The following is a 7,277-nucleotide window of genomic DNA, read 5'->3' as shown; positions in this document are numbered from 1 at the left end:
ATCCTGCTCTGCCAGCTCGGCTACTCCGTCCCGAACCCCGCCCACCTGATGAACGACTTCTGGACCACCCTCTACCAGGCCCTCGACGACTGACCGGGGCCCGCTCCGGCGACGAGGCGGGCACGGGCCGCGCCTGACTGCTCAGCTGGGCCGGGCCGCGGCGGTCAGCTCGCGCAGCCGGGCCAGGAACGCCTGCCCGGCCGGCCCGGTGTCGAGCGGCAGCAGGTACGAGCTCGCCTCCGACGATCCGAACCACCGCGCCTGCACGTCGACCCCCGTGGCCCGCCCGTTCAGCGCGGGGTCCGCGACGTGCAGCGAGACGTCCGCCAGCCTGGCGCCCAGCCGCACCTGCGTGTCCCGGTCGGTGACGGTGGCGATCACGATCACGCCCGGCGTGACGACGGCCGCCGTGGTGAACGGCCCGACCTCCGGCCCGGCCGCCCTGGACGCGCCGAACAGCCCGCTCAGCAGGCCGCGCCGCCCGCGGCCCGGCGGCGGGACGGGGACGCTGCGGGTCTCGCAGCAGACGTCGGCCGTCTCCGCCAGGTCACCGAGCAGCTGCTGCCCGGCGTATTCCGTGACCGCGGCCCGCAGACGGTCGTCCAGGTCGTTCACCGGGCACAGCCGGGTCGCTCTGGTGTGGTCGAGGCTCATGACGCTCCCCTGATGAGGTCGGGCGGACGGGCGCCCGGCGGCGCCCATCGCGCCGCCGGGCTCATTCGTGCGGCCACAGGCCGGCGAGGCGGGCGATGCGGAGACCGGCGTGCAGCTCCAGGCGGATCGACCCGTCCGTGATGTCGCAGCCGATGACCTCGCGGATGCGGTCGAGCCGGTAGTAGAGCGTGCTGCGGTGGATGCGCAGCCGCCGCGCCGCGCTCTGGATCTCGCCGCCGCTGTCGAGGTAGCCCTCCAGCGTCGCCGCGAGCTCGACGCCGTGCGGCGCGTCCAGCAGGCGCCGCACTCCGTCGGGGAACTGGCTCGGCGTCAGCCGGTCGAGCGGCAGCTGCAGGAACAGGCGGTCGAGGCCGAGCTCGTCCCAGAAGACGCGCTTGCCGTACCGCTGCGGATCGAGGCGCGAGGCACGCTGGGCGAGCCGGGCCTCGTGGTAGGACTCGACCGCCTGCGCCAGCGACGGCTGCACGCCGCCCACGCCCGCCACGACCGCCTCCAGACCCGGCCCGGCGAGCGCGCGTTCGAGCCTGTCGCGATTCACCGGACGCGGGAAGAGAACAATTCCTTCGGCCCCGAGAACGGCGCCGACGATTTTCACCGTCGTCGATCTCGTGGTGAATTCAAGAGTCGCCTCGACGGCCAGCCGGGTAATGGATCTGGGCGCCGACTCGGGGGCCCGGAGAACGAGCACCGAATAATGCTCGACATCGTCGATGAGATTGTCCCGCACGAGTTTCCCGGCCGCCTCCGCGCGTTTCTCCGGCGATTCTCCGAGCAATTCCGCGAGCAGCTGCCGGGAATTCTCGGTGCCGTGCCGGCGGTCGGAGATGCGCAGCGACAGCAGCGCGCCCATTTCCGGCGCGGCCGATTCCAGCAGCGCCAGGTCGTCGGCGCGCGGCGTCTCCCGGTCCTCGACGTAATAGACGTAGCCGAGCAGTTGCTGCTCATGGCGCAACGGCAGCACGACCAGCTCGCCGTCGTCCTGGGGGACCCGCACGCCGTGCCTGGCCTGGCGCAGCCGATGCTGCTCCACCAGCGGCTTCGTCAGCGGGGCGGTCGAGCCGGCGAGCAACCGGGCCAGCCGGGCGAGCCGCGCGTCGGTGTCGTGGACGCTGAACGCCGCGATCCTCAGGTCCTGATCGACCACCACGAGCGCCACGCCCAGGCGATCGGCCAGATCTTGCACGGCGTCATCAAGGCTCACCGGGGTTGCTCCTCTCCTGCGACACAGCGTCGGATCGGCGCCGACAACTAACGACAGATCGTACGAAGCGCATCAACGTGGTGTCCGTCTACGGTGGTGCGACAGCGCACAAGTTAGCAATGCGAGGGGTGCGGGTGGCAAGCCCCGCCGTCGCCCCGCGGGCCGATCACAGCCGTCCGCCCGATCAACAGATCATGCCGGGCAATGCCCGTACAGCACGGGAAGGAACCCATTCCAGTGACCGAGCGCACCGTCGAGACCAACGGCTATTCCACGTTTTTTCTGGAAAGCGGCGACGACAACCGCGAGACCGTGATCCTGCTGCACGGCGGCGGCCCCGGCGCCAACGCGGTGTCCAACTGGAGCGGCTTCATGCCCGCCCTCGGCGACGACTACCACGTGCTGGCTCCCGACCTCGTCGGCTACGGCCGCACCGACCATCCCGAGGACATGCCGGGCAGCCTGACCGGCTGGATGCGCATGCGGGTCGAGCAGGTGCTCGCCCTGATGGACGCCCGCGGCGTCGAGCGGGCGCACCTGGTCGGCAACTCGATGGGCGGCGCCCTGGCCATGCACCTGGTGATGACGGCGCCGCAGCGCTTCGCCCGGATCTCCCTGATGGGCAGCGCGGGCGGGCACTCGCAGCCGACGCCCGAGGTCATGCGGATGGTGTCCTTCTACAAGGACCCGACGATCAGCGCCCTGGAGAACCTCACCAAGTGGTTCGTCTACGACGAGGACGCGCTCGGCACGTCGATCTCGGAGATCACCGAGACGCGTTACCAGGAGGTCATGCGGCCCGAGGTGCGGCGTTCCTTCGAGCGCTTCTTCTCCTCCTCGCCCGCCGAGATGGCCGTGCCGCCGTCGGCGCTTCGCCGGATGCCGCACCCGTTCCTCGTCGTGCACGGCCGCGAGGACCGGTTCGTCACCCCCGACTCCAGTGTCTTCCTCCAGCAGCACCTGCCCAACGCGCAGCTGCACATCTTCCCGCACTGCGGCCACTGGGTGCAGATCGAGCGCGCCGCCGAGTACGCGGCGCTGCTGCGGGGCTTCCTCACCGACGCGTTCTGACCTCGTACGACAGGAGACATCAGGCATGGACATCAAGCAGCTCGGCTACCTCGGCCTGTCCGCGCGCGAGCCGGACGCCTTCACCGCCTACGCCACGGACATCCTCGGCATGCAGCGGGTCGCGGGGGAGGACGGCGCCACCCACTTCCGCATCGACGACGTGCACCACCGCATCACCGTCGAGGCCGGCGAGCAGGACGGCGGCGCCTACTACGGCTGGGAGGTCGCCGACGCCGGCGCGCTGAGCGCCGCGCTCGACGAGCTGAGCGACCACGGCGTCGTGGCCTGGCAGGCGACCCAGCGCGAGCTGGAGATCCGCCGCGTGGCCGGCATGGCGCACTTCCTCGACCCGGCGGGCAACCGGGTCGAGCTGTTCCACGGGGCCTCGGCGGGCGAGGGGCAGTTCACCTCGGCGCGCGACATCGAGCGGTTCGTCACGGGCGACCTCGGCCTCGGCCACGTGGTGCTGGCCAGCCCGGACGTGGCGGCCCAGCAGCGGTTCTACACCGACGTCCTGGGCTTCAAGATCAGCGACACGATGCGCAGGCCGTTCCAGGCCACGTTCCTGCACACGAACCCGCGCCACCACAGCATCGCCTTCGTGGACGGCCCGTTCTTCGGCATCCACCAGCCGTTCCTGCACCACTTCATGCTGGAGGTCCCCGACATGGACCAGGTCGGGCGCACCTACGACCTGGTGCTGGACCGCGACGTCCCGGTCACCATGACGCTCGGCCGGCACAGCAACGACCAGATGTTCTCCTTCTACGCCGAGTCCCCGGTGGGCGTGCACACCGAGTTCGGCAGCGGTGGCGTGCTCATCGACGACGCGACCTGGCAGGTCACCGAGATCCCCGGTCCCGACCTCTGGGGCCACCGGCACTGACGTCCCTCCCTTCTAGGAGCCATTGACATGGAAACCCTCACCCCCGTCGTGGAGACGGACGTGCTGATCGTCGGCGCCGGCCCGGCGGGCGCCACCGCCGCGGCGCTGCTCTCGACGTACGGCATCGCCAACGTGGTGCTCAACAAGTACGCCGGGGTCTCGAACACGCCTCGCGCGCACATCACCAACCAGCGCGGCGTCGAGGTGCTGCGCGACCTCGGGCTGGAGGGCGAGGTGACCAGGAACGCCACCCCGCAGCACCTGATGGGCGAGCACGTGTACGCCACCAGCCTCGCCGGCCAGGAGCTCGGCCGCCTGCGCACGTGGTACACCCACCCGCACTTCAAGGCCGAGCACGACCTCGCCAGCCCGTGCTCGGTGTGCGACCTGCCGCAGCACGTGCTGGAGCCCATCCTGGTCAACGCGGCCGCCGCGCGCGGGTCGTCGGTGCGCTTCAACACCGAGCTGCTGACGTTCACGCAGGACGACGACGGCGTGACCGCCCTGGTCAAGGACCGGCTGACCGGCCAGGAGTACGGCATCCGCAGCAAGTACCTGATCGGCGCGGACGGCGGCAACTCGACCGTCGCCGCGCAGGCGGGCCTGCCGCTGGTCGGCAAGATGGGGCTCGGCGGCTCGATCAACGTGGTGTTCGAGGCGGACCTCACCCGCTTCGTCGAACACCGTCCGGGTGACATGTACTGGTTCGTCCAGCCGGGCGTCGGTCACGACGGCAACGGCATCGGCGTGCTGCGCATGGTGCGCCCGTGGACCAAGTGGGTCGGCGTGTGGGGCTACGACGTCGAGGCCGGGCAGCCCACGCTCACCGAGGAGGACGGCGTCCGCATCGCCCACCAGCTGATCGGCGACGACCAGGTGCCGGTGAAGGTCGAGTCGATCTCCACCTGGGCGGTCAACGACGTCTACGCCACCGACAACATGGCGGGCCGGGTCATCTGCGTCGGCGACGCCGTGCACCGGCACTCGCCCATGAACGGCCTCGGCTCCAACACCTCCATCCAGGACAGCTACAACCTGTGCTGGAAGCTCGCCATGGTGGTGCGCGGCGAGGCCGCCCCGGCGCTGCTCGACAGCTACCGGGACGAGCGGCTGCCGGTCGCCAGGCAGATCGTCCAGCGCGCCAAGCGCAGCGACGGGCTGATGCCGCAGCTCTTCATGGCGCTGCGCCTGCCGCCCGCCTCCGGCGCGGAGGAGCTGCGCGCCGCCCTCGACGGCCTGCTGCTGCCGACGGCCGAGGGCGGCGAGCGGCGGCAGGCGTTCGACGCCGCGATGCAGGCCACGATCATGTGTTTCAACACGCACGGCGTCGAGACCAACCAGCACTACACGTCCGGCGCGATCGTGCCCGACGGCACGCCCGAGCAGCCCGCCCCCCGGGACGAGGAGGTCTACCACTTCGCCTCCACCCGTCCGGGACGCCACCTGCCGCACGTGTGGCTGACCAGGGACCAGCAGCGCGTCTCCACCTTCGACCTGTGCGGGCGGGGCCGGTTCACCCTGCTCACCGGCATCGGCGGCGCGGCCTGGCGGGAGGCGGCCGAGCGCGTCTCCGAGCGGCTGGGCGTGCCCGTCCGGGTGCGGTCGATCGGCCGCGGCTGCGACTACGAGGACAGCTACGGCGACTACCGCGCCCTGTCCGAGGTCGGGGACGACGGGGTGCTCCTGGTCCGTCCCGACCACATGGTGGCCTGGCGGTCCGCGTCGATGGCCGACGATCCGGAGGCGGCGCTGGGCGCCGTGCTCGGCCGGATCCTCGGCCCGGCGACCAAGGAGTAGCGGGCCATGCGCATCGCGGTGGCCGGCGGCGGGCCCGGCGGGCTGTTCTTCGCCGCGCTGATCCGGCAGGCGGACCCGTCGTCCGAGGTGACGGTCTTCGAGCGCAACCGCGCCGACGACACCTTCGGCTTCGGGGTGGTCTTCTCCGACCGGACCCTGGAGGCGATCCACGAGGCGGACCCCGTGCTGCGCGGGGCCCTGGCCGAGCACGGCAGGCACTGGGACGACATCGAGGTCCGGCTGAAGGGCGAGCGGATCAGGTGCGGCGGCAACGGCATGGCCGCGGTCGTCCGGCGCACGCTCCTCCTGCTCCTGCAGGAACGGGCCCGCGCGGTCGGGGCGGACCTGCGGTTCTCCACCGAGGTGGGGCTCGCCGACCTGGCCGGCTACGACCTGGTGGTGGCCGCCGACGGGGCCTCCTCGCGGATCCGCGAGGAACTCGGCCCCGGCCTCGGGTCCCAGGTGGAGACCGCCGCGGCCAAGTTCATCTGGTTCGGCACCGACCACCTCTTCGACGGGCTCACCTTCGTCCACGAACGCGGCCCCGACGGCGTCTTCGCGGTGCACGGGTATCCGATCTCCGGCGCCATGTCGACGTTCATCGTGGAGACCGACGAGGCGTCCTGGCGGCGGGCCGGTCTCGACGCCTTCGACGAGAGCCGGCCGCCCGGGGTGAGCGACCTGCGCTCCAAGGCGTACCTGGAGACGCTGTTCGCCGAGCACATCGAGGGTGGCCGGCTGCTCACCAACAACTCCCGGTGGGCCAGTTTCCGCACCCGCCGCACCCGCCACTGGCACATGACGGCCCCGCGGCCCGTCGTGCTGCTCGGCGACGCCGCGCACACCGCGCACTTCTCCGTCGGCTCGGGCACCAAGATGGCCATGGAGGACGCCGTCGCGCTCGCGCGGGCGCTGGCCGGGCACCCCGGCGACCTGGCCGCCGCGCTCGCGAGCTACGAGCGGGCCGCGCAGCCGCCGGTCCGGCACATCCAGGACTCGGCGCGGCCCAGCCTCGCCTGGTGGGAGAGCTTCGGCGGCTACCACGACGCCCTTGAGCCGTGGCAGTTCGCCTACCACTTCCTGTCCCGCAGCATCTCCGACGCGCGCCTGGCCAGACGCGCGCCGGGGTTCGTGGCGTCGGCCCATCGCCGGTGGCGGGACCTGCACGGCGCAGCGCCCCTGGAGACGGGCTTCGAGGCCGCCGGGTGGTCGGCGTCCGGCCGGCTGCTCGACGTCCTGCCCGGCCCGGACGGCGCGCCCGCCGCCGTCCGGGGGAGGAACGAGCTGCCGCTCTCCGCGACGCCGGTGCCCGGCGCGTGGGGCGCCCTGGTGGAGGCGCCGGACACCGAGGACGGGCTGCCCGACCTGTCCGGGTTGGCGGCGGCCGGGGCGACCCTGGTCGCCGTGCACGGCGGCACGGCCCTGACCCGTACCCGGCTGTGCGAGGAGGCACGGATGCGCGCGGGACTGCCCGCACTGCTGATCGAACCGGAACCCGACCGCGACCGGGCCCTGACCACGGTGCTCTCCGGCCGCGCCGACCTGGTCGGAGTGCTGTCATGAACGGCCTCGGCTCCGATCGGAGTGCTCTCGTGGACGGCCTGGGATCCGGTCCGCGTGCTCGCGTGGACGGCCTCGGACCCGGTC

6 protein-coding genes are annotated in these 7,277 nt (G+C 72.1%); 4 read left to right on the top strand and 2 right to left on the bottom strand.

What is annotated here, in order from left to right; translation table 11 throughout:
* Window positions 1-141 precede the first annotated feature (141 nt).
* Both ACWEJ6_RS37785 and ACWEJ6_RS37780 read right to left on the bottom strand, forming a co-directional pair.
* Window positions 142-654 (bottom strand): hypothetical protein, encoded by a 513-nt coding sequence (locus tag ACWEJ6_RS37785; RefSeq protein ID WP_452430092.1) that lies wholly within the window; start codon window positions 652-654, stop codon window positions 142-144.
* Between the two features lie 61 nt (window positions 655-715).
* Complete coding sequence (locus ACWEJ6_RS37780) at window positions 716-1,858, bottom strand: PucR family transcriptional regulator (RefSeq protein WP_452430090.1); 1,143 nt, start codon at window positions 1,856-1,858, stop codon at window positions 716-718.
* A 255-nt stretch (window positions 1,859-2,113) separates the two neighbouring features.
* Here ACWEJ6_RS37780 and ACWEJ6_RS37775 point away from each other — a divergent pair, with 255 nt between their 5' ends.
* From ACWEJ6_RS37775 to ACWEJ6_RS37760, 4 genes are read left to right on the top strand one after another with little or no spacing between them, the layout of a single operon-like run.
* Window positions 2,114-2,947, top strand: coding sequence for an alpha/beta fold hydrolase (locus ACWEJ6_RS37775; protein WP_387676315.1), 834 nt, complete (start codon window positions 2,114-2,116; stop codon window positions 2,945-2,947).
* 25 nt (window positions 2,948-2,972) lie between these two features.
* Window positions 2,973-3,833, top strand: a complete 861-nt coding sequence (locus ACWEJ6_RS37770) for a VOC family protein (protein WP_452430088.1) — start codon at window positions 2,973-2,975, stop codon at window positions 3,831-3,833.
* Window positions 3,834-3,860: 27 nt separating this feature from the next.
* Entirely contained in the window at window positions 3,861-5,630 is a 1,770-nt protein-coding gene (locus ACWEJ6_RS37765) for an FAD-dependent oxidoreductase (protein ID WP_452430086.1), read from the top strand.
* A gap of 6 nt (window positions 5,631-5,636) precedes the next feature.
* Window positions 5,637-7,193: an FAD-dependent monooxygenase gene (locus ACWEJ6_RS37760; RefSeq protein WP_452430084.1), complete on the top strand. Its 1,557-nt coding sequence runs from the start codon at window positions 5,637-5,639 to the stop codon at window positions 7,191-7,193.
* Window positions 7,194-7,277: the final 84 nt, after the last annotated feature.

The organism is Nonomuraea sp. NPDC004702 (genome assembly GCF_053601695.1).
This window is presented reverse-complemented; position numbering and strand designations above follow the sequence as displayed.

Excerpts from the sequence above, each read along its gene's own strand:
- ACWEJ6_RS37785 (WP_452430092.1), bottom strand. The coding sequence starts at position 654 with ATGAGCCTCGACCACACCAGAGCGACCCGGCTGTGCCCGGTGAACGAC.
- ACWEJ6_RS37770 (WP_452430088.1), top strand. The coding sequence starts at position 2,973 with ATGGACATCAAGCAGCTCGGCTACCTCGGCCTGTCCGCGCGCGAGCCG.
- ACWEJ6_RS37765 (WP_452430086.1), top strand. The coding sequence starts at position 3,861 with ATGGAAACCCTCACCCCCGTCGTGGAGACGGACGTGCTGATCGTCGGC.
- ACWEJ6_RS37760 (WP_452430084.1), top strand. The coding sequence starts at position 5,637 with ATGCGCATCGCGGTGGCCGGCGGCGGGCCCGGCGGGCTGTTCTTCGCC.